At 48.2% G+C, this 25,759-nt stretch carries 5 protein-coding genes; all 5 read left to right on the top strand.

The window, feature by feature from the left end; all coding sequences use genetic code 11:
• Nucleotides 1-187: 187 nt before the first annotated feature.
• Nucleotides 188-961 (top strand): acetoin reductase, encoded by a 774-nt coding sequence (locus BBC0178_RS09245; RefSeq protein ID WP_188317725.1) that lies wholly within the window; start codon nt 188-190, stop codon nt 959-961.
• 672 nt (nt 962-1,633) lie between these two features.
• Nucleotides 1,634-19,855, top strand: coding sequence for an Ig-like domain-containing protein (locus BBC0178_RS09240; protein ID WP_078039950.1), 18,222 nt, complete (start codon nt 1,634-1,636; stop codon nt 19,853-19,855).
• Nucleotides 19,852-21,747: a tryptophan 7-halogenase gene (locus BBC0178_RS09235; RefSeq protein ID WP_078039949.1), complete on the top strand. Its 1,896-nt coding sequence runs from the start codon at nt 19,852-19,854 to the stop codon at nt 21,745-21,747. The genes BBC0178_RS09240 and BBC0178_RS09235 overlap by 4 nt, the downstream gene beginning before the upstream one ends.
• A complete protein-coding gene (locus BBC0178_RS09230) occupies nt 21,737-23,227 on the top strand; it encodes a TolC family protein (protein ID WP_078039948.1) in 1,491 nt (496 codons plus the stop codon). The genes BBC0178_RS09235 and BBC0178_RS09230 overlap by 11 nt, the downstream gene beginning before the upstream one ends.
• 10 nt (nt 23,228-23,237) lie before the next feature.
• A complete protein-coding gene (locus BBC0178_RS09225) occupies nt 23,238-25,757 on the top strand; it encodes a type I secretion system permease/ATPase (protein ID WP_225868309.1) in 2,520 nt (839 codons plus the stop codon).
• Nucleotides 25,758-25,759: the final 2 nt, after the last annotated feature.

The following is a 25,759-nucleotide window of genomic DNA, read 5'->3' as shown; positions in this document are numbered from 1 at the left end:
ACGGATTAAATGAAATTTATTGTATGAACTTGCAATGTTACTTCTTTGGCAAGCATGTAATTTATTGAATAAAAACACCTTTAAAACAAAAATATCGTTTTTTTTACTGCGTCATTTTTGCCTCTTGTTTTGTTCCATTGTAAACACTAACTCAAAAAAACACCTCTGTTGAAAAGGGAGAATTTTCATGACGAATAAAGTAGCTGTAGTCACGGGTTCAGGTCAGGGAATTGGTCGCGCTATTGCTTTGCATCTGGCAAAAGACGGCTTCAATATCGGTCTTGTCGATGTCAAGAAAGACAAGATTGCTGCTGTTAAAAAAGAAATCGAAGCTTTGGGGCAGAAAGCCACAACCATCACCGGTGATATTTCTGTGCGTGAAGAGGTTTATGGAGCGATCGAGCAAGCCGAAAAAGACCTCGGTGGTTTTGATGTGATGGTCAATAATGCCGGCATTGCACAGGTCAACGCTTTGACCGATGTGACGCCTGAAGAAGTCGAGAAAATTTTCAAGATCAATGTTCAGGGTGCCTTGTGGGGTATTCAGGCTGCTGCCAAGAAGTTCATTGCCAGAAAACAGAAGGGCAAGATTGTCAGTGCGTGTTCAATTGCCGGACAGGAAGGTTATGCAATGCTTGGCATCTATTCGGCAACAAAATTTGCCGTGCGCGGTTTGACACAAGCTGCTGCCAAGGAATATGCTTCCCACGGGATTACAGTCAATGCCTATTGCCCGGGTGTTGTGGGAACAGATATGTGGGTGGAAATCGACAAACGCTTCCATGAGACCACAGGTGCACCGCTTGGTGAAACCTACAAGAAATTTGTTGGCGGCATTGCGCTTGGTCGTGCCGAAACACCCGATGATGTGGCAAATCTCGTTTCGTTCCTTGCAAGTCCGGCTTCCGATTACATAACCGGTCAATCCATTTTGACAGATGGCGGTATGGTTTACCGTTGATAAAAAAAACTTTTTACATTATTTTCGAGCATTAAGGCCGTTTTTAAAACGGCCTTTTTGTTTTCCAAAAAGGAGTGGTTATGAATAGAGTGAATTTAATTTTATTATAATTATTGTTTAACTTATTATACATTGATGAATGTTATTTGTTTAAAACAAAGTATATGTATAAAACTATAATTAACCTTAAATTAACCATATTATAATTCGTAATAATAATAAATATATATTTAAAAAAACTGAACTATGAGATTTTTTACAGCCTCTTTCAATTGTAGTTTTTTAAAAAACTGTTGGTGTTTCAATGTGTTGCGCAAATATTAATTTGTAAAATATTGACTGACGAAAACAAAAAATAAACTCGTAAAAGCGTTATGAAGGGATAGCGATAAAAAATTTTTTCCATATTTTGTTTTATTGGAATTAAAATCCGTTTTTGATGATAGATGACCGGAATTCGCGCTGTAAAAATATATTTTTAAGTTGCAAAAAACATAAAACAACTATAAGTAGTATTGTCTATTGTCTTTCCCGCGTTAGGTATAAGACAATGTGTCGTTCGCAAGCACATGCTTCGGTGGGTGTTTTGGGGGAAATCGCGACTATTGGGTGCTGAGCATGTGGTGATTGAAACCACATCGATATTTCTATGAGTGACCCAGGTAGCGAGATATGACGAAGTCGGATATTATAAAACAACATCCCGTTGTTAAATTGACAGAAAAGAGTGGTGCGGTTGACAGTGGTGGCAAGCCGCTGAATTTCGTTCTTACGGCAGATAAGGAAAGTATTTCCAATTATAGCCGTGCCGGCAATGACCTGATCATCAATTTTGCAGACGGGAAAACTGTTCGCATCAAGAATTTCTTCAATGCGGGCCATCCGATCTGCAATCTCATTTTCATCGATGACGGGGCAACCTGGCTGACCGACTTCAGTCAGGCTTTGAGCACGAATGGTGACGGTGTTGTTGATAGCAATGTGCTCTATGAAGAAATAACCGACAAGAGCGGTTATTCGAACGCTGTTCTTCTCGGAATTCTGGGGGCTGTTGGCGCGGGTAGTGGTATTGCGGCAGAACATGCCAATGATGGTAACCATCATGACGATGGTAACAGTACACCACCGCCTGCACCCGTCTATACGGTGATAAACAACAATGATCCGAAGAATCTTCTGGCTGTCAGAAATGGCGGTTATCTCAATGATACCACGCCGCTATTGTCGGGTAAGGGCACGCCTGGCAATACAATCAGGATTCACATTGACGGTTATCCGGATATGACCACAAAGGTCAATTCGGACGGTACGTGGAGTTTCGAATTACCGAAGCTTAACGATGGAAAATACATCGCCAAAGTAACCCAGATTGACGCTAACGGTCATGTCAGTACAGAGGCAAATTACGAGTTCAATGTGGATACGCATGCACCCGATGCGCCGAGTGTTGCTCGTGGTATTGACGATGTCTCGCCTAATCCGGTTGGTTCCGACGGAACATTGAAGGATGGTGATTATACCAATGACAAGACGCCGACTTTGACAGGTAAGGGAGAGCCTGGAAGCACGGTCAAGATTTATGATACCGATGACAAAGGCAACAAAACGCTTGTTGGACAGGGCACTGTCGATAAAGATGGCAACTGGTCGGTTGAAACGAACAAAGCTTTAAGTGAAGGTCACCATAAACTCACCACGACATTGACGGATGCTGCCGGCAATGAAAGTGCGGGAACCGATTTTAATGTTAATATTGACTCGAGCAGGCCGTATGGCATTGAAGATTTCCGTGTTGAAGACAATCATCCGGAAGTGACCGGAGCATTGCCGTTAACGGGTGGCACGACCGATGACGAGACACCGGTATTTTGTGGGCGCATCGGTAAAGATGTTACCCATATCATCATCAAACTCAATGGGCATGAATTTGTTATTGATCGCAATACGGTGAATGAAGCGGGGTCCCAAAGAGGGGCGGGCGAAAAAGTTATTCGTGATGATGGCACATTCGCCTTCCGTTTGCCTGAAGCTTATAAGCTTACCAAAGGCAATTATAATTACGAGATTTACGCCAAGAACAAAGTTGGCAATGAAAGCGATCACATCAACGGCAACTTTGCTTTTGACCGGACGCTTCCTCCTGCAATTGGCGAGGAAAATCTTGATGTCATTGATAATGTCGGGGCTGTTACCGGATCTTACAAAGATTGGGCAGAGCGTGACAGCGACCATAAGAAGGTTACCGACGATAACCATGCGGTGTTCAAAGGCAAAATTCCTTCAGGCTACGACGTTTCGAATGTCGATCACGTCAATATTTATGACAATGGCAAGAAGATTGGCGAAGCCAAGGTCAAAGGTGACGGGAGTTGGGAATATAAGCAGGAATGGTTGCAGGGTGACCATCGCTTAAGTGCGGCTATTGTCAATAAATTCGGCACAGTTGGCGAACAGTCAAATCCTGATGATTATGATTTCTGGGTTGATCTGAACCGTGCAGGACCGCCTTCTATCCAGCAGGTACAGGACGATCAGGGGCACTATCATGAATCCGGTTATCCGACCAATTCCAACAGCTTCTTTGTGACAGGTGGCGGACCGTCTTCAGGGAAAGTAACGCTCCGGCTTTATGACAAGGATGGTAATCCTGTCAAAAATTATAAAGGCGAGCCATTGGAATGGACGGCTGACGTTTCGAAAGACGGGTCATGGTCGGTCAATACGGGAGATCTGTCGCATCTTAATCCGCCTTTGAAGGATGGGGAATATAGTTTCAAAGCAAGTGCAGTCGATAGTAAAGGTGCGCCAACCGATGCGTCCGGCTCGCATTGGCTGGAACGCGATACGACAGCGCCGGATGCGCCGGATGCGCCGAAGGCGATGGATAATGTTGGCGAAAAGCAAGGCGAAATTACTGCGGGTTCGACAACAGATGATGATACGCCAACCTTATCGGGCAAGGGGAAAAAGGGCGAAGTCGTCAAGATTTATGACAATGACGGGAAAACGCCGATTGGCGAGACAGTTGTCGGTGATGATGGAACATGGAGTTTCACGCCCAATCCGCCGCTTAAAGGTGGCGACCACAGTTTGACGACGACATTGACGGATGCTGCCGGCAATGAAAGTGAAAAGAGTGGCGCTGTCAAAGTGACTGTCGACAAATCGGGTGTAAATATTTTTGTCGATGGTGCTCATGATGATGAAGGGTCAATCCGTAAGGATGTCGCGGATAATGGTGTCACGGATGATCGCACGCCGACCCTTTACGGGCGTGGCACGCCTAATCAGACAGTCGTGATCACCGACGAGAATGGCAAGGAAATTGGCCGGACCAAAGTCGATGGCGCAGGAAATTGGCAGTTCGAGCTTCCAAACCAGGCAGGCGATAATCAGGAAGTCACCCATAGCTATCACGCAAAAATCACCAATGCGGCAGGCAATACCCAGACTGCCGATTTCCATTTGACGATTGATACAAAAGCACCGGATGCACCGGCCATTGATAAAGTCATCGACAATGTTGGCAATAAAGACAATGCCACCAACAATACGAATGGAGATAAAGTACTTCATAGTGGTGATACGACAGATGATACAACGCCGACATTTTCCGGCAAAGGTACTGTCGGAGACGTTATAAAATTATACGATGGTGACAAGCTTGTTGGCCAATCGGTTGTAAAAGACGATGGCACATGGAGTGTTTCGCCGACAAGCCCGATTAGCAATACAAAAGGAATGCATGAATTTACCACGACGGCAACCGATCCGGCGGGTAACGAAAGCAACCATTCGGACAAGTTCCTGTTAGGTTTCGACACCGAGCCGGTTCCGGCGATGGGGAACAGCAAGGATGAAGTTGATCTCATTGACGATGCCGGTTCGATTGTGGGCTCCTATCGTGATGGTGAGTGGGCGACGCGGCAAGGCCAGCATGGCGAGAAAGTTGTTATCACCGACGATACAACGCCCACCCTTAAAGGGCATTTGCCGACAGATTTATTGAATTCCGGCCGGATTTCGACAATCAATATATATGACAATGGCAAATTACTGACCAAAATTCCGGTAAGCGAAGACGGAAGTTGGGAATATACGCCGACACTCAACGCCGGTAATAATCATAAGTTCGAAGTTGCTTATGAAAACAAGGCAGGTGTCGAGGGAGCACGTACATCATTTCCGTTTGTTCTTGATATGGCAACCGTTGGCCAGACGTCGATCGATTCGGCGACAACAGGTGACAATAATGCACCCTATACATGGGATAATCCGACGAAGGAAAACATATTCCATCTTCAGGGAAGTGCGCCGGCCAATTCGATCATTACTGTTTATCTGAAAGATGATAGCGGCAAGGTCATTCATACGTTTGAAACCACGACAAGCAATGGCTCCGGTAGCTGGTCGCAGACAGTGGATTTGAGCACAGTTTCAGCAGAGACACGCAAAGCCATTACCGATGGTCGTTATAGTTTTGTAGCCGATGCCAGGAACGATGCGGGAGCGGTCGGGGCACCATCGGGTGATAGCTGGATCAATCGTGATACGACGGCACCGGCAAAGCCCGATATTGTCAAAGCGGAAGATAATTCCGGCGATCAGCATGGAAGCATTGAAGAAGGCAAGACCTATGACGAGGATATGCCGATCCTTTCGGGAAAAGGTGAAAAGAATTCAATTGTCACCATTTATGACAATGGCAAGGTTATAGGAGAGACGACCGTCCATGAGGATGGCACTTGGTCATGGACGCCCACCACGCCTCTCAAAGCCGGTGCACACAGTATAACAACCACTTTGACCGATGCGGCCGGCAATGTGAGTGATAAAAGTGACCCGTTAGGGTTCAATCTTGATTTGACACCACCGGAAGTCAAAATCGATCACGCTGTTGATGACTACCAGAAAGACGCAAAAACGATTGTCAATGGCGGTGCCACCAATGATGCCACGCCGAAGCTTGTCGGGCGTGGCACACCCGGACAAAAGGTGACGATTCTTGATAAGACAACCGGTTCAACCTATGAAACGACGGTCAAGGCCGACGGGACATGGGAATTCCAGTTGCCGGCCCAACAGAATGCCGGTGAAGACAAAATCCATGAATATATTGCCTCTTTGACAAATAGTGCGGGCAATAAAGTCGAACATCATTTCAGCCTGCATATCGATACAACAGCACCGGCAACACCTCAGCTTGTCGAGGTTATCGACAATGTCGGCAACGATCCGGCAATCTATCCGGATGGCAACCGTCCATTGAATGATAATTATGTTACCGACGACACCACGCCGACCTTTAATGGTAAAGGTGTCGCGGGAGATATTATCAAGCTTTATACCGTTAATGATAAGGGCGAGCGTACGCTTATCGGCCAGACAGTGGTTCGTGAGGATGGAACATGGTCGGTTACGCCAACGGTCGCTTTGACCGATGATCCAAATCATAGTCCGACAAAATATACATTTGTTGTGACAGAGACAGATAGTGTCGGCAATGAAAGCAATCCGACAGACGGCTATGATCTTTTCATTGATCGTACAGCGCCGGTTCTCGACGACAGCACCATCAAGCTTGTCGATAACAAGGAAACAAATGTCGGTGACTTCCCGAGCTGGCTCGAGAAGGATGACGGTAAGGGTGGAAAGATCAAGCTTACCAATGATGATACGCCGACAATGAGCGGACGCGCGATTTCAAGCGATACCCAATCGGTCAATATTTATGACAATGGCAAGCTGATCGGTTCTGCAAAAGTTGACAAAAATGGCGACTGGAGTTTCACGCCGTCAACAGAACACGGTCTTGCCGATGGCGTGCATGAATGGATAGCGCGTCCGGTTGATAAAGCCGGTAATGAAGGTCAGCCAACACCGGCCTATAAATTCGAGGTTGATACCAAGGGACCGACAGGGACACTTGGCAGTGACATCGGTTTGTGGGATGACGAGGGACCACAGACTGGCGAATTTGATGGCGCCAATGGCACCACGGCATGGAACATAAACGATGCCGGTCATAAAGTAACCGACGACAAAACGCCTGAGATCAAGGGCAAACTTCCGGCAGGAAGCGATGTCACGAAAGTCCATATCTATATTGATGGTACGCTTGCCGGTATTGTCGATGTTGCAGCTGATGGCACATGGTCCTATACGCCGCATTTAAGTTCGGGCTCGCATAAAATCGAAGCCCGTCCGTCCGATGATGCGGGCAATGAAGGTGAGGCCAAGACCTGGGATTTCGACATTGCGGGGGCAGCCCCGGGAATGCCAGCCATTACCGGTATTTACAACAATGATGGAAAAGAGATTGATGCATCCCATCCGGATGGCAAGTTCATTGATAAAAACCAGTTTACCAATGATGCCACACCGCTCATCAAAGGAACCGGTGATGCCGGTTCGTTTATCAATATCTATATTGGCGATAAACTTGTCGCCAAGGGTGTTAAGGTCGGCGGTGACGGCCATTGGGCGGTCGAGATTGATCCTTCATTGGCCGGTATTTTGCCAAATGGCGAGAGCTGGCAAATTCGCGCTTCTGCAAGTGACAGCGCCGGACAGGAATCCGACAAGACAGGGTTCTGGCCGATCAATGTCGATACATTAAAACCGACAACACCGGATCTGCCGAAGTTGGACGACCATGTCGGTGATAAAAAGGGAGATGTCGAGCCAAACACGACAATTGATGACAAGGCACCGACTATTCACGGAAAAGCTGCCGAGGGCAGTGTTGTTGTCAATATTTATGATACAGTTGATGGCAAGACAAAACTTGTTCAGACTGTTATGTCCGATGCCGAGGGAAACTGGAGCTATACGCCAACCGACCTCGGTCAGGGCAACCATTCGATTACCACGACTTACACCGATAAGGCTGGCAATATCAGTGACAAGAGTCCGGCATTCGGCTTTATCATAGATAGTTCGTCAATTCTCGTTTCGATCAATTATGCTGCAGATAATGCAGGCCATATTGTCAAAGACCTTGCAAATGGTGAGACAACGGATGACACGACACCGACGCTTTTCGGTTCAACCAGTCCCAACACTGTTGTCACCATCAAAGAAGGTGACAAGGTTATTGGCACGGTTACGTCCGACGGGCATGGCAATTGGTCGTTCGAACTTCCAAAACAAACAAACGGGCACCATGTTTATACCGCTGTTGTGACAGCTCAAAACGGCAACAATGCCCATTCCGATTTTGCCCTTGATATTGATAATACGCCACCTGAAGCACCGGACATTACGCGTGTTCAGGATGACGTACCGTTAAAAACGGATGATCTAGTTTCGGGTGGCAAAACCAATGATACCAAGCCGACATTCTATGGCGAGGGCAATCCCGGCGATACAATAACCATTTATGACGAGATTGATGGCAAACTTGTCAAGATCGGCACGGCCACTATCGGTAATGATCATCAATGGGTATGCACGGTTGACGAGCTTCTTCCCGGTGCCCATCATTTCAAGCTCCAGACAACCAACAAGCTTGGTGTCGATAGCGAAAAATATACCGAATATGATCTGACGGTGAAAACAGATGCACCGACCGAGACGACAAGACTTGTTTCGATTAATGAAGATCGGGGTTTAAGCGATAGCGATTTCAAGACCGGCGATGACAGCCTTGTTTTCAAATTCGGTGTTAATGAAAAATTGCCGGCCGGCTACAAGGTTCAGGTCAATATTGACGGCAAATGGTATGATGCCACCTATGACGCGACTGACGGTTATTGGTATTATGACCATTCCAACACTCATCTTTCTGAAGGTGTCCACAAGGTTTACGGGCGCGTTGTTGACGATGCAGGCAATGTCAAAGAAGGTCCGGCTCAGGACGTTGTTATCGACAAGACTGCGCCAATCGGTGGCGACTATCAGATTGTGATTGACAGCTATACCGATAATGTCAATGAGGAAGGCGGGTCGAAGAGCCGTTCCAATGGTGAAGCAACCAATGATAATACGCCGACTTTGAACGGTCATACATCGGGTATGAAGGCCGGTGATTATGTCACTGTGCAGGTCAAAATCGGTAATGACTGGGTAACAATCGGCACGGCAACAGTTGATGAGTCAGGCAATTGGAAGTTCGACGTCAAAGGTATTCCCGGTGGTACGGCAAAAGACCATCTCGATGATGGCTATCACGAGTTCAGAGGCGTTATCACCGATGAAGCGGGTAATCTCGGACAAGCTTCTTCAGGCTTTGGCCTCGACGTTGCAACAACACCGCCACCTGCAATCAACGAAAGCGGCCTTGATCTTTTTGACGACCAGTTGCCGACAACCGGCACAATTTTGAAGGGTACAACCACTGATGACAGCCGTCCGACATTAAAAGGGGCTGCCAATTCGGTTGACCCGACAAAAGTTGGTTCAATCAACCTTTATGACAATGGCACATTGATCGGAACGGGTAAGGTCAATAGTGACGGGTCATGGAGTGTCGAGCCGACTGTACCGTTGCGTCAGGGTAATCACAGTTTTGTTGCAAAACCGGTTGATTACGCCGGAAACGAGCAACCGCAGGGAACAACGGCATGGGATTTCAACTTTGTTGGCCATGCACCGGCTACACCTTCGATTATCAATGTTCTTGATGACAATGGCGATACCATCCAGAAAAATGCCGTTACAAACGATTCCACACCGCTTATCAAGGGCACAGGCACAACCGGTTCGACTGTTCATATTTACGTTGACGGGGTGGACGTTGCCCAAGTTGCTGTGAAGGAGGATGGAACCTGGGAAACCACGCTTCCGGCGCTTGCCAATCCGGCAACAGACCCGAATGGTACCCGCCATGTCATTACAGCCAAAGCATTGGATAAGGAAGGCAAAACATGGAGCCATGAAACGGGCGAGTATCCGGTTGTTGTTGACAGACAAGCGCCGGATGCACCCGATGCACCGACGGCCAAAGATGATCAGGGCAATACAATTACCGGAACAACGGCCGATTCAACACCGACTTTAAGCGGCAAGGTCAACGGGCATCAACCCGGTGACAAGGTCAATATCTATCAGGATGGTGTGAAAGTCGGGGAGGCAAAGGTGAACGATCAGGGAGAGTGGTCATGGACACCGAAGGATCCGTTAGGGAAAGGCAATCACCAGTTCCAGACGTCTTTAAGTGATGCGGCCGGTAATGAAAGCGGCAAGGGGACGGCGACCAATATCACGGTTGACACAAGTACGGTCAATGTCAGCATTGACTATCTTGTTGATGATCAGGCACCGCTTGAATCACACATCACAAACAATAGTAAGACCGATGACAGAACGCCGCTTATTGTCGGTAAAGCAACACCGAACTCCGATGTTGTTCTGACATATACCGATGCCAATAATCAGGTTCATGAGCTTGCAAAGGTCAAGGCCGATGGTGAAGGCAATTGGTCTTATCAGGTCAAGGATAGTGAAAAATTCGGCGAAGGCCATTATATCATTCATGCTGAAACCACGAGCCCGTCGAATGTAAAATCGACAGCCGATTTCAATTTCGATGTTGATATAACCAACAATCAAAAGCCGTCGATTGATAGAGTAACCGATGATGTCGGCGCTATTCAGAATGATGTTGGAAGTGGTGAGAGCACCGATGATACAACTCCGACAATTATCGGAAGTGGTGCAAAGCCATATCAGAAAGTCAATATCTATGACCAGGAAGAAAATAGTAATGGCGAAAAAGGCGAAAGCAAGCTGATCGGTTCGGCCATAGCCGATGGTGAAGGAAAATGGAGTTTCACACCACCTTCTCCGCTTGGAGGAGACACAACACATCATTTAAGCGCGACCACTGTCGACGAGGTTGGCAATGAAAGCCAGCACTCTCCCGATTATAATGTGATTGTCGATATTGAACCACCTACACCGATCGCCAATGATACAGTTTCGGTGACCGATGATGTCAAAAACGATGCCAATGATTTTACCGGTCAACTTAAAAAAGACCAGTATACCAATGACAATCAACCCGAATATTCAGGAAAAGCACCTTCGGACGCAAAAACTGTCAATATTTATGACAATGGCAAGCTGATCGGTTCGACAAAAGTCAAGGAAGACGGGACATGGTCATTTACGCCTGACGAAACCCACAAGCTTTCCGAAGGTCAACATACATTGACTGCTCGTCCGGTGGATAGTGCCGGTAATGAAGGCACAGATTGCCAGGGTTCGGAATTTATTGTCGATACAATTGCACCAGGTGCAGTGCCGACAATCAGCGGCGTGTCGAACGATACCGGACCAAAAGACGACGACTTTATCACGCAGGACAAAAATCCGACGATTTTTGTGAGCGTCAATCAGCCGCTTGCTGATAACGAACATGTCGAGATTTCGCTTGATGACGGGCTGACATGGGTTACAGCAAGCTATAATAAGGACACCGGAAAATATTATTATGCGGTGGGCCATGAACTGACCGATCAGGTCTATCACGTCAAAGCGCGTGTGGTCGATGCGGCAGGCAATGTCGGTCATGATACAGCACGGGATATGACGGTTGACACCACCCCGCCTTTAGACGGTTATACAGTTACGATTGACAAATTCCATGACGATGTCGAAAACAATGTTGGCGATTATCCGTCAGGAACGGCAACCAATGACAAGACGCCACTTCTTAAAGGCACCGTGAAAGGTGCACATGAGGGCGATGTTGTTCATCTCTATTATCGTGATTCCCAAGGCAATCTCCATAGTGTTGCCGACAATATTCACCTCACATCAAACGGTGATGGCAGTTATAGCTGGCAGTACCAGTTTTCCGAACTTGCCGAAGGCAATTACCAATATGTTGCAGTGGTCAAGGATGCAGCCGGAAATGAAGGTGCTTCAAGCAACGACTTCCTTTTGACTGTCGATGTGACAGGCCCTCTATGGGGCAATGCCAATTCTATAAAACTGGTGGACGACCAGCAACCGGATATCGGCGATATACCGCATTCGGGTGGCGTCACCGATGACAATTATCCGGAAGTTCAGGCGGGAGCGGGAACTGTTACAGGGGCAGCCGGTGGAATCGTAGAACTCTACGACGGAAACACCAAAATCGGTGAGGGGCTTATCGAGGCGGATGGATCATTCAAAATCGTTCCGAATAAAGCCATTACCCCCGGCCAACACCGTTTCCATCTGGTTGCTGTCGATCCGGCAGGGAACCGCACGCCGCTTCAAGATGTCGAATGGAACTTCAATTTTGCCGGACATGCTCCGGGGACGCCATCGATCACCAATATTATTGATGATTATAACAATCCGGAAGGCAAATCCGTTTACCTGCAAAAAGGCCAGTCGACAGACGATGCGACGCCGACCCTTCATGGTATGGGAACCAAAGGCACACGCATTCACATTTTTAAAAACGGCCAGGAAATCAATACCGATGACAATCCGGTTATTGTCGGCGATGATGGCACATGGACTTTCAAACTTCCGGCTGCTTATGCCTTGAAAGATACTTCGACCGATGGTCTTGGAACGCATTATAACTTTGCCGTTCAAGCGGTTGACCAGACGGGTGTGCCGAGTTCAAAAACCGGCGAATATCCGATTGTTTATGATAATCATGCGCCAAACCAGCCGGATGTTCCTTCTCTTCAATCCGATCAGGAACCCGGTATCGGTACGATTGAAAATAATGGCACGACACCCGATCAAACCCCGACATTCAGCGGCACTGTTCAAAACCCGCAAGTGGGCGACAAAGTTACTATTTACAACAAAGTCGACGGTCAATATGTCAAAATTGGCGAGACAACGGTCGACCCGTCATCGGGCAAATGGTCATGGACACCGGAAAATCCGCTTGCTAAAGGTGATTACGAATTTGCAACATCGGTTACCGATGCGGCAGGAAATGAAAGTGCAAAAAGCCAATCAACAACAGTCACTGTTGATCCGACAAATGTCGATGTCAGCATCCTTTACGCTGTTGATGACCAAAAGAAATCCACCGAAGATTACACCGGAAAGATTTCCGACGGAGGGCTCACCAATGACGCAACGCCGGATTTGCATGGACGTGCAACGCCCAACTCGGCTGTCACTATCTATACTGATGTTGGCGGAGTGAGAACAGAATACGGCAAAGTCTATGCCGATTCCAATGGCGACTGGGCATTTGTCTGGCCGCAAGACAAGCAACTTCCCGATGGTAGTTACACGATTGTTGCCGAGGCAACGCTTCCGAATAATTCGACGAAGTCTGACAGCTTCAAGCTTGTTGTCGACACGCAAAATGACCACGTTCCAGAGATTGCCAGCGCCAGCGATGATGTTGGTGCGAACCAGTCGGATGATCTTGCCTCCGGTGCGGCAAGCGACGACACCACGCCGACTTTGAAAGGCCATGGTGCCGAACCGAACGGCATAGTCAATATTTATGATACGGTGAATGGCGAGACGCATCTGGTTGATAGCGTGAAAGCCGATTCCAACGGCAATTGGGAATATTCGGTTCAAAGCCCGTTACCGGAAGGGGAACATCACTTTCAGGCGACATCTGTTGATGCAGCCGGCAATGAAAGCGACAAATCACCCGAGTTCAAATATACGATCGATTTGACTGCGCCGGATGCTTTGCAGTCTGTCAACTTGACCGACGACGTACCGGAAACCACCGGTACGATCAGCAATAATGGCATGACGAATGACGACAGGCCGACCTATAGCGGTTCGGCCACAGCCGACATCGACAAGGTCTTTATCTATGACCATGGCGTCAAAATCGGGGAAGCCAAGGTTGTCAACAATAACGGGCAATATACATGGAGCTATACACCCGATACTGCCTTGGCAAATGGCGACCATTCGTTTCAGGCCAAGCCCGTTGATGCTGTTGGCAATATCGGTATTCCAACCGGTGCATGGAATTTTAAGGTTCTCACCGGAACGATTGCCACCAAACCGACAATTGTCGGTATTTCACAGGATACCGGTTTTGATACGAACGACTATGTTACCAGTGATACACAGCCGACAATCTACATCACGACCTCGGAAAAGCTCAATGCCGCAAATGGTGAAAAAGTCCAGATCAATATTGGCGGGCAGTGGTACGACACAGAATTTGATGAAGCAAGCGGCCGTTATTTCTTCCGTCCGGTAACAGCTTTGCCGGCGAGTGCCAATGGCACAAATTATATCATCAAAACCCGCATTATCGACAATGCCGGCCGGACATCGGATATCGATGAAAAAACAATGACGCTTGATAATCAAGGTCCGGATGGCACGATAACGCTTGATAAATTCGTTGATAATGTCGGCGTTGAACAAGATTTCAGCAGCCATACCGAAAAAAATTATACCGATGATCGCACACCCGAATTGCATGGAACAGTTACGGGTGCGAAGTCCGGCGATTATGTTGTCATTTATCTTGCCGATAAAGACGGCAATATTCTAAAAGACGAGAATGGCAAGCCGATCAAGCTTGGTTCTATCCATCCGGATGGCACCAATTGGAAATTTACCCCTAATCTTGATGAAGCCCATTATCCGGATAATAAGGATTATTATTTTGTAGCTGTGCTTGAGGATAAGGCCGGTAATCAGGGACCGAAATCACCACCTTTGGGCTTGTCTCTGACGACTGAAGGTCCTGATTGGTCCGGCTCGAAGGATTTTGATGTCTATGACGATCAGGCTCCCGATATCGGCATTATCGGGGAAAATAATAAACCGCACGTCACCGATGACAATCGGCCGACAGTCAAAGGCAAAGCGGGTTCCCTTGATCCTGCCGAGGTCGATTCTGTGCTTCTTTATGATAGCGACCCTTCAGACCCGAACGCCAAGCCGATTGGCAAGAAGACTATCAATAGTGACGGTTCGTGGGAGGTTGAACCGGATAGTCCGTTGATGCCGGGACATCACCGTTTCTGGGTGGTTCCGGTCAACCATGCCGGCGTGGTGGGCAAAACAAAATCCGATGTTTTCGAGTTCGATCTTATCGGGCATGCGCCCGGTACTCCGTCGATTACCCAGATTGGCCATGATGATGATCCGAATGTTGTTTTTCCGGATAACCAGATTCAGCAAAACGGGATCACGCGCGACAATACGCCGTTTATCAAAGGAACCGGTACAAAAGGCTCTTATGTTAAAATTTACGACCAGTTCAATGGCGAAGACAGGTTGCTCGAGACCGTAAAAGTCGATAATGACGGCCATTGGGAAACGAGTTTGCAGGGACTTGACGACGGGACCCATAAAATCTGGGTTCAGGCAACAGATGCCGGCGGCAACAAGAGTGCGGCAACCGCACCTTATCCGTTTGTGGTGGATACAACTCCACCGGCTAGTCCCGGACGTCCGACAATTACAAGCGATGTTGCCCCTAATAAGTCGGTGATCTCCGATGACAGCACCGATCACGGAACAACAAACGACACAACGCCCACCTTCTCGGGCAAGATAGATAAAGCGCAACCGGGTGATGTTGTGACCATTTATGATGGTGACAAAGCAATCGGCGAGACGAAAGTTAATCCGGATGGTTCGTGGTCGTTCACTCCGACAACGCCGCTTGATAAAGGCGAACATCATTTTACCACCACGGTAAAAGATGCGGCCGGTAATGAAAGCGATCGTGGTTTTGCAACCGATATTACAATAGCCGATAATGGAAATACCGTAACGGTTGATTATGCCGTTGACAATGTGGATCCGATTAAAGGCCCGATTGCCAATGGCGGTCATACCGATGATACAACGCCCGAACTTCACGGCACGGCACCGGCAGGCTCGACTGTCACCGTTTATAGCGATGCTACAAAACAAACGAAAGTTGGCGACCCGTGCATTGTCGGTTCGGATGGCAAATGGTCTATCGGTTTGACGGAACAGGCCGCCGGCGAACATAATTATTATGTCGAGGCAACAGGCACCGATGGCACTGTTCTTGCCGGACAGGATTTCAAACTGAATATTGATAATGGTGAACCTGACCGGCCGACAATTACCGAGGTTACTGATGATGTCGGCCTTATTCAGGGTGCAGTTGCAAATGGTGGCTCCCGTGTTGACAATGGCACGACCGACGATACCAATCCGACGATTAAAGGCACCGCACCGAAGAACAGCCTTGTTATCATCTATGATAATGGCAAGGAAATCGGCCGCGTTTATGCCGATGGCGAGGGCAAATGGTCTTATACAACCGGAGCAATGCTCACCGAAGATGACCACAAGTTTACGGCCGTTTCGCAAAATGCCGAGGGAAAGACCAGCGGCGTTTCAAACGAATATGTTGTTACGGTCGACATTACCGCGCCCAAGCAGATAACCGGCGAGACTGTTCAGGATAATGTTTTGCCGAATAGTGCCAATGGTGAAGATGGCCCGGCCATTATCAAGGTCAACCAAAATGATCACACCAATGATGATAGCCCGATCTTTAGCGGAACGGCACCAAGTGACGCCAAGAAAGTGCGCATCTATGACAATAATAAATTAATTGCCGAAGTGGATGTGGATAGCGATCATACTTGGTTCTGGGAAGCGGGTAACAGAAACTCCGATGCCAAGCTTGCCAACGGTTCACACTCGCTGACAGCCCGTCCGGTGGACGCTGCCGGCAACGAAGGACCGGCATCAGAAGCGCATGCATTTATTGTTGATAAAACAGTTCCCGGTGCCAAGGCAACACTCGACAGCATTACCGACGATACGGGCTTCGAGAGCAGCGACTTCACCACACAGGATAATACACTCCTCTTCAGCTTCAAAGTGGATGGAACGCTAAAAGATACCGACAAGGTACAAGCCCTCATCAATAATCAATGGTATGACCTTACCTATAATTCCGCCAATGGAAAGTGGGAACTTGATTGGCGAAACAAGCCTGCCCTTGCTGACGGAAGTTATGTCATCAAGACGCGCGTTATTTCGAGTACCGGCGAATACGATCATGATGCAACCGACAGGTCGGCAAAAACTGTTGTTATTGATAGCGATGGTTCGGCTCAACATTCCGAATTTACGGGCTTTACCGGCAAAGGCGGTAAAGTCTTCCAGAATGGTGAATATGTCGATGTTACAAATCCTGTTCTGCAGGGTAAAATCAGTGGCAATCTTGCCGACCTTGAAGATGGCGCGAAAATCGGCATTTATCGCGATCACGTGCTGTTGGGCTATGTTGACAAAAGCCAGATCAAATCGGATGGTACATTCAGTTTCAAGCTGCCCGATGGCAGCTTGACCGACCATCACAGCTATATCTTCACAACGGCGATTGTGTCGAATTCCGGCTATGTCGGAGAGATGCACAATGTCGAAGTGCGCGTTGACACAACCGGTGCTGCCAATGTTCCCGATTATGGCAAATCGAACAGGAATAAACCTACAGATACGGATGGTGATCTAAGTTATACCCAGGCCGTCGCTCTCAATAATAATGGCGAGTGGCAGGTTATTTCCAATTCGAATGTCTGGGTATTCCGTAACAATAGCAACGGCAAGGCTGACGGTTATTATCTTGATTACAGTCCGGGTGTTGCCGCAAAAACAGTTGACCAGTTCTGGTGGGCGGGCGAGAAAGCACTTTTCGGCTCCTATACAATGGCCGATTATAACCACGACGGTTATATCGACGTGTGGACAACGAAAGCCTGTTACGCCTATTACACGACAGCCGCCTATGTCGGGACGGGAGATAATCAATGGAATTATGTCGATGTGAAATATGGCGACATGTTCAATGGGGCTTCTATTGAAAATCACCTCGGCGGTATTGCCACGTTCGATATGAATGGCGACGGCTATCTTGATGTCATTCAGGGTGATTCCGGTATTGATTCAGGATCTGTCTTCTTGAACAAGGGAGCGACATCGTCAAGCCTGAACGGCAGCCAGTTTATCGGCATGGGGCGGCAATTCGGTGGTAACCAATCTCCGCTCACCAGCAATTTTATGACCGATCACCATGTGTCGGCAATCGACCTTGACAATAACGGGACGATTGATTTTGCCGGTAACGGGCTGATTAATGATACGACAGGCGTTTCCGGTTATGGCAACAACTGGTATCAATTGATGACGCTCATGAACAGTGGCGTTTCTGCCCCTAACGGAGTTTATGGCGCCAACTGGTCTGTCAACCAGCATTTTGACGATTCATTGCCGAGTTTCGGTAATGGCTATGATGATTTTATTGGTCAGGATACTTATAAGAATACCATTTCCATGACATGGGCCGATTATAATGGTGATGGTTATATGGATTTATTCCTTGCCAAAAATCATCACGGTTGGCATTCCAACAGGGAAAGCCAGATCTTTTATAATAAAGGTGACGGGACCGGGCAATTGCGTAATGCTGTCGGCTTGGGCGACGACCTTGACGGTCGCTGGTCGGTTGCAATCGACTGGGATCACGATGGCAAAATGGATATTCTGGAGGTTCCGGGCTACGGCCAGAGTGCTGCGGGAACGAAGCTCTGGCATAATGGCGGCGTTGGACTTGATGGTGCGGTCAAATGGGATAATTGGGATATTTTCGGTGCACAGGGTGGCCGTCTTTCCAGTGCCAATGGCGATGTCGATCCAAGGAGCATTACCGGCAGTGGTTATAACTACATTTATGGTATCGGGCTTGTAGACTATGATTGGGATGGTGCACTTGATGTCACCATGCAGCGTGACAACGCCCATTCATCGCTCATTTTGTCAAACAAAAACAAGGTCGGTTATGGAACGTCGTTGCATCTTCGCATCACCGACAAGGATGGCGCCAATGTGTTCTATAACAATACCGTCCAACTTTTTGACTCTTCGGGAAACCTCGTCGCCGTGCAGGTTATCAATGCACAAGGTGGCATGGGTGTTTCCGACAATACAGGCCTTGTCCATTTCTATGGCTTGAAAGAAAATGAAACCTATTCGGTTGTTGTCTTGCGCAATACCGAGGGGCAATCGAATGATGTTGGCGGTATTGCCCACACCCATACGAAAGATGCAAACGGTTACGGAAAAGACAATACGATAGAAAATGTCAACTCCTCGTGGACAGGTCTTAAAGCTGTTGAAGCCGACCATGCCTATATCCTGAATGCCAATAAGGATGGCGAAACAGTCACGACCGGTGCGGGAAACAATGATCCGGCAACCCAAGGCTATCGTCCGGGACTTGTCGGCACCGGTTATAATGATGTCTTCACCGCCGAAGCCGGTAGCCAGAGCTATTCCGGTGGCGGTGGCTGGAGGAATGATGCCGGTGAAAAATATTGGCAGGCGAGCGGTGGTGAAGACATTGTCGACTTTGGAAAATCGACTGTCGGTGTCACTGTCGATTTGGGTAATAGCGGCTATCAGTCGACGGGCTTCAACAATGCCAAGTTCAATGACATTGAAGGTATCTACGGCAGTAAATTCAACGATACTTTCACCGGTAGTAAAGGCGACAATTTCTTTGACGGTCGCGCTGGTGACGACACCTATCACCTTGAAGCCGGGGGTCACGATCTTCTGCTTTATCGCCTGATCCAGCAGAATGACGCAACCGGTGGCAACGGCCATGATACAGCCTATGGCTTCACGGTTGGCACCTATATCGACGCCGACAAATCCAAGATTGATGCCAATGCCGACCGCATTGATGTCAAGGACCTGTTGCAAGGCTACCGTGCCGATGCCGGTGGCGCTGCCCATTACGACGACAAAGGCAAAGCCCAGATCGACTGGGGTGATAATATCAAGGACTACCTTTCGACCCGCGTTGAAAACGGCAATACGATTTTGAGTATTGACCGTGATGGCAAGGGGAACGCCTTCCAGTCGACCGACCTTCTGACTTTGAACAATGTCCAAACCGATTTGGAAACATTGTTGGCGAACCACCAGATCATCATCGGATGATCCCCATTGATGGCGGATCAACTTCGCCATCTTTTCCGAAACCAAGCTCGGGTCTTCAAAAATCGCTCTATAGCGTGGAGAGAAAAAGTGCTGGATGTCAGACGCGTGAAAAAATTGCAATTATCGGTGGGGGGCTATCCGGCTGGCTCTCCGCTCTGATGTTGCGGCGCGTATTCAGTGCCAATGTCGATATTGCCGTTTTCGAAGACCCGAATTTGCCCTGTTTCAAAGGGGGCGAAGGCGGGCTTCACCATTTTATCGCAATGGTTCGCCGTCTGAACATTGATCTTCAGCATTTTGTCCACACGACAAAGCCGACATTCAAGATGGGCAATGTCTTTCGCGGCTGGCGCAATGGCAGTGCGAGCGACATTTTCTACAATCTTCATCCGGGCATGAACGATCATCTTGAAGAACTTGATTTTTCCCTCTACGGTTTTTGGCCTTATCTTGCCACTGCCATTGCTTCGGGCGTTCCGCTCGAAACAATTTTTCCCGCTTTCGCATTGATTGAACAGAAGGCTAACCAGATCGAAGCCACTGCCGTTTTCAATACACATAGAAGCGGTGTGGAACCGACTTTGCATTTTGATTGTCGTCTGGTTGTCGACTATCTCAAAAAAATCGGCATGGAACGGAAGATCCGTACATTCGCGAGAAAAGTCGTCGACTTCGGGATTTCACCGGATGGTCATGTAGACGCCCTTAAACTCTCTGGCGGAGATATTTTCAACGTCGATTTCGTTATCGACGCTTCAGGTCTTAGACATTTGCTCGTCGGACAAAAATTGAATGGAAAATGGCATTCTTTTTCCGATAGTCTGCTCACCAATAGCGCAATTGATTTCAGGCTTGCAAATAGCGGGGCTAAAGTTGACCTCGTTAGCGAATATTTTGCAACCCCGGCCGGATATATCTGCCGGATACCGTTAAGCGACCATTATAGCGGAATTCATGTTTTTTCAAATAATCATACCGACTGGTTACGCGCTAAAAGAGAGGTGGAATTGCTTTTCCGGTCACCTGTCGCAGCGCGGCCGGTCATTACATTCGATCCGGGAAATTTTGAAAAAACATGGATGGGAAATGCTATAGCCATCGGTGTTTCCTCTGGGTATCTCGGACCTTTGCAAGCAAGTGCTACGGAAACCACAATTCATCAAATTGCACGACTGGAGCGCATATTATTGGAATGTAACGGCGTTATTGGCGAGCATATTATTGAAGACTACAACAAATCCAATAACGGGGCTTTCAAAGCCAATGCCGATTTTTTAAGGATGCATTTTGATGGCGGGCGACGCGACACAGCATTCTGGCGCGATGCCGCATCGGCACGGCGTTCTTCACACTATCAGCAAATGCTTGCCTGTTTTGCCGAACGCTTACCACGCGTCATTGATTTTGAAAATTATGGCGCCGGTTTTCCTCCTTTATATCATGTGCTTGATTGGCTTTTTATTGCTTCTTCACTTGGAATTGTGAGTAAAGCCGCTGCTTTGAACGAGCTTGAGGGACTCCCCCCCAATATCCGCGATAAAATGGAACGCTATGGACGAGACATTTTGGTACGCGGCAATGTACAAAGTGATTTAGGGGCACAAAGTGATTTAGGGGCACAAAGTGAATTACCTCTACAAAACGGTTTGGGTGCAGAAGGCGAATTAAGCCCGCAAAACGGGTTGGGTGCGCAAAGTAAATTGAGCGCACAGAAAAACTTGCCACCTGTTTCCGGACACTCTTTCGGGCAGGAACCGCTTCATGAGGGGGAGGAAATCAAGGAAGCCGGACAAAATTGGCAACGGGGTGGTTACCAGTTTCAATTTGCCAATCATGCGCGGTTTTCCCAAGCGCGAACGGAACAGGATAAGGGGGGTGTTCATGCCGGTTAGCCTCTATCACGATCGTCATTCCGGCGTGCAGCGGAAAATGGCTTTGGCAAGCAGTGCGCTTTTGTGTTTTGTATTGATCGGGGTTACCGGTTGCACGACACCACGCCCTCACCAATCCCGTATTGTGCGTCATCAACAAGCCGGAACAGCACCTCTCCCCGATTATCAAAAGGCGAAAAACGTAAGTTATAAGGAATCGGGTTCCGAAAATCGGAAATTGACACATGCGCCATCATCGACAAAACCCGATGATGCTGTGACAACAATTTCGACTGACCGGATAGGCTTGAAAGATGCTGTCGGTATTGCTTTGGCCCGCCATCCGGATATCGGAAGGGCAAATGCAATTGTTGCGCAGAGTAAAGCGCAAATTGCGATTGAAAAGGCAGCCTGGTACCCGACATTCCAATATAGCCTCAACCCCGGTTATAACCGTTATTATAATTCCGGTAATAATAATAATGATGCCGGCAATGTGCGCGGCACTGTTGGCGCTTCACAACTCATCTATGATTTTGGCAGAACGTCAAGTCGCATAGGCGCAGCCCAAGCCACAAACGAAAAACAGACCCATCAATTGAATAGCACAATGGAAGATGTGGCGGAGAATATTGCCAATATTTTTGTTGAACTTTCTGCCGCACAGGAATTGATCGGCGCGGCAGAACGTGAAACCCACCTTTTGAGCGATACCCATAACAAGATTAGCCAACGCGTTCGTGCCGGCCTGTCGGATGCCTCCGATCTCAATCAGGCCGAGGTCGGAATGCAACGCGCAAGGTCCGATCTTTTACAGGCAACAACGCGCTTTGATGTAGCAGCCGGAAAATTTTCGCAAATTACCGGTTTTCGCCCGCAAAAAGTGAAAACTCTTGCTGAAACAACGCGCTTTATGGACAGTCTGAGCAATGGCGAAAACGACATTGACCATACGCCGGCAGTGCTTGCCGCAGAGGCGGAAGTCAAAGCATCCCAACAGCGGCTACGTTTGGCCAAAGCCGAACGGTTTCCCGCCGTCAGTCTCGGCGTGAGCCAGTCCGGTGCTACCGGACAGCGTAATGCGACGAATGATAGCACTTTTGTCGGCCTGCAATTGAGTGGACAATTTTCTTCCGGAAAGCGCGAAAAATACCAGATAGAAGCAGCAGAAGCAGAATTGCGGGCTGCCCGTCAGGCGGCCGAAAACGAAAAGCTTGTTTCGCGCACAACCAGAGGTGCGGCTGAAACGGAAGAAAGGGGAGCCACCGAGCGTATGGATAATGCCCGCCAGATGATGAATTTGTCGCTTTCTTCGCGCGATCTCTATTGGCAGCAATATACGTTGAACAAGCGTCCATTAACCGACGTCATCAATGCCGAACGTGATGCGTTCGTTGCTGAAAGTGACCAGATTACAGCTTTATCCGATCGCCTCTATGCAAAAATCAAAGCCTATTATGCGGTAGGGCAGTTGGTCAGTCGTTTGCGTGAGCATAGTTGAGAGTTTTGCCATGACAAGTTTTGATCATTTTACCGGTAAATTTGCTTTTTCTCCTCGTGGAATAAATGCGTTTTCGCCTGCCGACGAAGAAAATGACGAACAGAAAAACACAATTGCAAACGGAAGGTCGGCGCAATCTAAAATCAATGACAAACTCGAAAACGGACGCCGTGAACCATATGGGACATCGCTCGAAAATAGCGGAGAAATGTCGGCTGAAAGTGCCGGAAAACAGCAGAAATTGAATGGTGCTCGCGAAGCTCTCGGAGCAAAAGGTGAAGGCAGGAAAACAGGCCCGAAGCCATCCCATGCAGAACGCGATACATCGCAAAAACAAAGAAAAACTGCAAATTCTGCCCGCGAAAATAATGAAAACAGAAACAATGCATTGTTCATGGGAAAATGGGTTGATGTGCTGCTGCTTGCTGCCCGCCAACTCAATATACCGGTTTCAAACGAACTTGTGCGGAATGCTGCAAAATGGAGCAGTGGTGCACAAAAACACGAAACAATTGTCGATATTGCCCTTAGCTGCGGTCTGGCTGCAACATTTGTCGAAGTCGCGCCGACAGCAATTTCTTCGGTTATGATGCCCGCTATTCTTCAGATTGATGGCGAGCTTGGTTTGATCACAGCCAAAGAAGGGGCATCCGGCATTGTCGATTTTGTTGTCGACAACAATGTTTTCAGAAAACGCATTGCTTTTGATACACTCACGCGTGGCAAACAAAAGATAGAGCTTCTCGTTCTCGAACGTCATTTGAGTGTCCATGACGACCGGCTTGACGAATATCTGCAAAAAAAACCAAAATCATGGTTCAAAGGGTTATTTGTGGCCAATTGGCCGATATTTTTGCAACTGGGTCTCGGTTCACTCATCGGTAATTTGCTTGCAATCGGAACATCCTTGTTTGCTATGCAGGTTTGGGACCGCGTTGTACCTGGAAGATCCACCAATACATTATGGGTTCTGGCTTCCGGTGTGGCCTTGGCATTGCTTCTCGAATTCATTTTGAAGACAACACGTGTCGCCGTGACCGACCATTTCGGCAAACAGGCCGATCTCAAATTATCGGCAATGTTTTACGCGCGGGTTTTGAATATTCGCAATGATGCAAGACCGCGTTCTCCCGGAACATTGATTTCGCAATTGCGCGATCTCGACCAGATGCGGGAACTTTTAACGTCGACAACGCTGGGTGTGCTCATCGACCTTCCCTTCGTCGTATCATTTCTCTTTATTATCTGGCTCATTGGCGGCTATGTCGTGTTGGTTCCCATTGCGGCCATTCCTTTCATCGTGCTGCCTGGAATTTTTGCCCAAATCCCGCTTGCGAAACTTTCCAATCAGGGGTTGGAAGAATCCGCCATGCGCAATGCTATTTTGATGGAGTCGATTTATCGTGCCGAAGATATCAAATTGCTTCAGGCCGAACCGCGTTTTCGCCGTTTATGGGGCGAGGTCAATAAAGTAAGCGGCAATATCAGCCTGAAACAGCGTGAAATTGCTTCCATGCTGATGAATTTTTCCCAAACGATGCAGCAAATTGCCTATGTCGGTGTGGTGATTGCCGGTGTTTACGGCATACTCGACGCCAAATTGTCTTTCGGTGCGGTTCTTGCCTGTTCCATTCTCACAAGCCGGACAATTGCACCACTTTCACAAATACCGGCAATCTTGAGTAAATTACAAAATGCCCGTGTGGGGAAAAAAGGGCTTGATGGTTTACTCACTTTGCCGGTCGATCACGACAGTGACAAAGACTATTATCATAAACCCGTCTTGCGGGGAAAATACGACTTGCAGGATTTGGTCTATCTTTACGGGCCGCAGGAAAAACCGGCTTTGATCGTACCGCGTCTTCATATAAAACCGGGAGAAAAAATAGCGATCCTCGGGCGTGTGGGGGCTGGAAAATCAACGCTGCTGCGCCTCTTTGCAGGCCTTTCGGCACCTGTTCAGGGACGTGTTCTTCTTGATGATACCCCGATCGGGATGATCGATATTGCCGATATAAGGCGGGATGTCGGGGCAATGTTTCAGGAATCCAGTCTATTTTACGGCACATTGCGCGATAATCTTCTGGCGGCCAATCCTTTGGCAACAGACGAAGATATTTTGAAAGCCATGCATCTTTCCTGTGCCGACCAGTTGTTGCTCAACCAGCCGCACGGGCTTGATCTCAAATTACGCGAAAGCGGGGTGGGCCTCTCTGGCGGGCAAAAACAGACATTGATGCTTGCCCGTTTATTTTTACGCTCGCCACATATTATGTTGCTTGATGAACCGACTGCTTCGCTTGATGAAGCAACCGAGGTTGCAGTCCTTGAACGCATGAAATCCTGGATTGGCAATAAGACATTCATTGTGGCAACCCACCGCTATCCGGTTTTGAAGCTCGTTGACCGCATCATCGTTGTCGATAATGGCCGCATTGTCAGAGACGGCTCGAAGGACGAGATGCTCGGTCTCGACAGCGCCGCTTTTGCGACCGCAAGTGCTCCCAATGATAATCAGGCGAGGGGCTGACA

Origin of the sequence: Ditibartonella apihabitans (assembly GCF_002007485.1) — a bacterium.
GTDB classification, from domain to species: Bacteria; Pseudomonadota; Alphaproteobacteria; order Rhizobiales; family Rhizobiaceae; genus Bartonella; species Bartonella apihabitans.
Note: the sequence above shows the minus strand (reverse complement) of the source record. Positions and strands in the feature narration are given on the sequence as shown.

Coding starts and splice junctions, on each gene's coding strand:
- BBC0178_RS09245 (WP_188317725.1), top strand. CDS start 188: ATGACGAATAAAGTAGCTGTAGTCACGGGTTCAGGTCAGGGAATTGGT.
- BBC0178_RS09240 (WP_078039950.1), top strand. CDS start 1,634: ATGACGAAGTCGGATATTATAAAACAACATCCCGTTGTTAAATTGACA.
- BBC0178_RS09235 (WP_078039949.1), top strand. CDS start 19,852: ATGATCCCCATTGATGGCGGATCAACTTCGCCATCTTTTCCGAAACCA.
- BBC0178_RS09230 (WP_078039948.1), top strand. CDS start 21,737: ATGCCGGTTAGCCTCTATCACGATCGTCATTCCGGCGTGCAGCGGAAA.
- BBC0178_RS09225 (WP_225868309.1), top strand. CDS start 23,238: ATGACAAGTTTTGATCATTTTACCGGTAAATTTGCTTTTTCTCCTCGT.